Source organism: Paracoccus versutus (assembly GCF_000763885.1).
Lineage (GTDB): Bacteria > Pseudomonadota > Alphaproteobacteria > Rhodobacterales > Rhodobacteraceae > Paracoccus > Paracoccus versutus.
In genome coordinates this window covers 1-2617 of the sequence record NZ_JRKO01000137.1, presented here as the reverse complement: position 1 = coordinate 2617, position 2617 = coordinate 1, and the positions used below count along the sequence as shown (strand labels likewise).

Annotated in this window: 3 protein-coding genes and 1 pseudogene; all 4 read right to left on the bottom strand. The window is 75.0% G+C overall.

The features are described 5' to 3' along the window. Nucleotides 1–186, bottom strand: a pseudogene (locus tag IT40_RS29815) (hypothetical protein); the annotation flags it as partial. Nucleotides 187–195: 9 nt separating this feature from the next. Continuing rightward, entirely contained in the window at nt 196–1530 is a 1335-nt protein-coding gene (gene tssK / locus IT40_RS26190) for a type VI secretion system baseplate subunit TssK (RefSeq protein WP_036761410.1), read from the bottom strand. Between the two features lie 11 nt (nt 1531–1541). Next, nucleotides 1542–2015, bottom strand: coding sequence for a type VI secretion system lipoprotein TssJ (tssJ, locus tag IT40_RS26185; protein ID WP_036761409.1), 474 nt, complete (start codon nt 2013–2015; stop codon nt 1542–1544). Continuing rightward, nucleotides 2012–2617: type VI secretion system-associated FHA domain protein TagH (gene tagH, locus IT40_RS26180; protein WP_157034121.1), on the bottom strand; the 606-nt coding region annotated here is incomplete at its 5' end. The genes tagH and tssJ, both read right to left, overlap by 4 nt.

Sequence of the window (2617 nt, the reverse complement as noted above, 5' to 3'; positions counted from 1 at the left end):
GACGCGGTGCAGGCGGCGACCGGGTCGCGGCCGCCCGCCGCCTCGGCCACCCACCCCCGCTGGGCGCGGCGCGGCGGGGACGGGGCCGGGCGAAGCGGGCTGGGATTGCGGCCGGCCCGCGCCCAGCGGGCGGATGCGGGTGCGGCCGGGGTCGCCAAGGCCGAAGGGATCGTTCTGGTCGCCCATCCCCCGCCCCTACCTGCTGACCGCGTAGCAGTCGATTTCGGGCTCGCGGTCCAGCTTGCCCGACACACCCAGAACGAAGCCCGGCGAGGCTTGCAGCCGCGCCCAATGCTCGGACTTGCGGTCCAGCTCCAGGCACAGCCGGTCGCCGTCATAGGGGATCTCGCGCGGCTGCGAATGCAGCGGCCGCAGCGGGATGCCCGGCAGGCGCGAGGTCCAGAGCGCCTCGAACTCATCGGCCGCGCCCACGGTGACCTGGCGGGTGAACAGTTGCATCAAGCCCTCGTCCGACATGTCCGAGCCGATGCGCAGCACGATGCGGCTGTTTTGCAGGATCTCGGGATTGTCGATGCGCACCTTCCAGACGTTCTGCGCGTGGCGCGCCACCGGCAGGGCGCGGGATTTCGGCTCGACATGGCGCAGGGACAGGATCAGCGAGCGCAGCGCATCCGCCAGTGCGGCGAAGGCCGGCTGCGGGTCGGCATGGTCATAGTCCGGCAGCGGCGACAGCCGCCGCGTGGACGAGCCATAGGTCGCCATCCGCCCCGCCAGCTCGGCCAGGTCGGCGAAAAGCTCGGAGGGGTGGGCAAGGTTCTGCGCCAGCAGGTGCTGCAGCCGCGGCCGGGCGGCATTGGCCAGCTCCAGGATCAGCAGGTTCTCGACCGAGCGGCCGGCGCCGCCCAGCACCATGCCGCCCTGCGCCTCGATGATGCGGTCGAGCCCGCCGACCAGTTCCTTGAGCAGCCCGCCATACCACGGCACGGCGGCCAGCGTCAGCGCGGGGGGCAGCCAGCCCTCGGCCAGCACGACGCGGCCGTCGGCGGCCAGCCCCTCGATCCCGGCCAGCGGCAGGGTGACGGCGCCCTGCACCGCCTCGCCGGGCAGGATCAGCCGGGTCGAAAGCCGGGCGATCTCGACCTCGGCCGGCTCGGCGCCGCCGCGGATCTCGTCGCGCAGGCTGGCCCATTCGCCGCGCCAGCGCGCACCGCCCGGCTCGGCATGGGCGGGATCGACCGCGGCGGTGCCGGGCTGGCGCGGCGCCACGCCCAGCAGGACCGCGCCGGCGGGTGTCGCGCGGCCGACCGTGACCGGCGGCGGCGCCGGGGCCTCGGCCGGGATGCGAAAGGCGGTGCCGTCGGGAAACAGCCCCTCGGCCTCGGCGACGGCGACCTGCCCGGCCTCCAGCGCCGAGGGATCCAGCCGCAGCGCGACAAAGCCCCATGCCTGCCGCGGCCGCGTCCGCAGCAGCGCGCGCAGCTGGGCCGCGGCATGGCGGTCCTGCTGCTGGAAATGCTGCGGGCGCAGGAACAGGCCCTCGGACCAGACGACGCGGCTGCCTTCGGTCATGCGCTTTCCCTTCAGGCTGGAGCCATCACGACGCCGCCCGGCCCGGCGGTGACGGTGAAGCTGGCGGTCCCGGTGGGCGAGACGGCGGCCTTGGCGCGGGTGGTCTTGCCGGCCGGGTCGCGATAGCCGGCGACCACCGCCACCGCCGTCGTCGACGGGTCGAGTACCAGCGCCTTTTCGGCGCTGCCGCCGGGGGCCAGCGTGACCGTCTCGGCCTTGACCAGGTCGGCCCCCAGGGCGGCGGCGGGGTCTTGCAGCGCCAGCGTGTCGGCGGCGTCGAAGCCGGCGGTGCCGCGCAATTGCAGGATGTGCAGCGTCAGCGGTCGGTCGCTGCCGTCGGGGCCGGGATTGACCCCGGCCGCGGCCGACATCGCCAGGTTGACCGAACCGGGCCCCTGCGGCCCGCCGCAGGCCGCCGTCAGCGCCAGCGTTCCAAGTCCGGCCAGCGTGGCCCGGCGCGTGAATAGGGGAAAGATCGTGGTCATGGCTCGCTCCTGTCAGGGGTTTCGTAGGCATCGCGGAATTCGGCGCCGACCTCGCCCAGGAAACGGTCCTCGGCGGCGCGGGCGATCTCGGCCCAGCGGGCGGCATAGGCGTCCCAGAGCAGCGCCGAGCGCCCGCCCGCCAGCAGCGCCCGCAGCAGCCCGGCATCGGCCAGCTGCGCCTCGATCGCCTCGGGCGAGAAGCGGTCGATCATCCGGCGCAGCGCCGCCTGCAGCCCGTGCCAGCTGCGCATCCGGTGGTCGGCAAGGTCGCGGAACGCCTCGGCGATGGCGGCGTCGGGGTCCAGGTAGCCCGCCCCGCGCGGCGCGACCAGCGCGGCCACCTGCTCGTCGGGCATGGCCAGGAATTTCAGCGGGTTGACCTGGGCCGCGCCCAGCGTGGTGCGGGCGACGCGCAGCGACCCCTTTTCCTCGGCCCGGGCGCGCAGCAGCGCGACCAGCCCCTCGGCCAGCATGCGGTAGCGCCGGCCAAGCGCTTCCAGGTCCACGCCCTCGGCGCCCGACGGGTCCAGCCCGGCGCCGCGCAGGAAGGCGGCGGCCGCGTCGGATGGTGGAGGCGGGGCCGTGGGGGCAGGGGTTTCCTC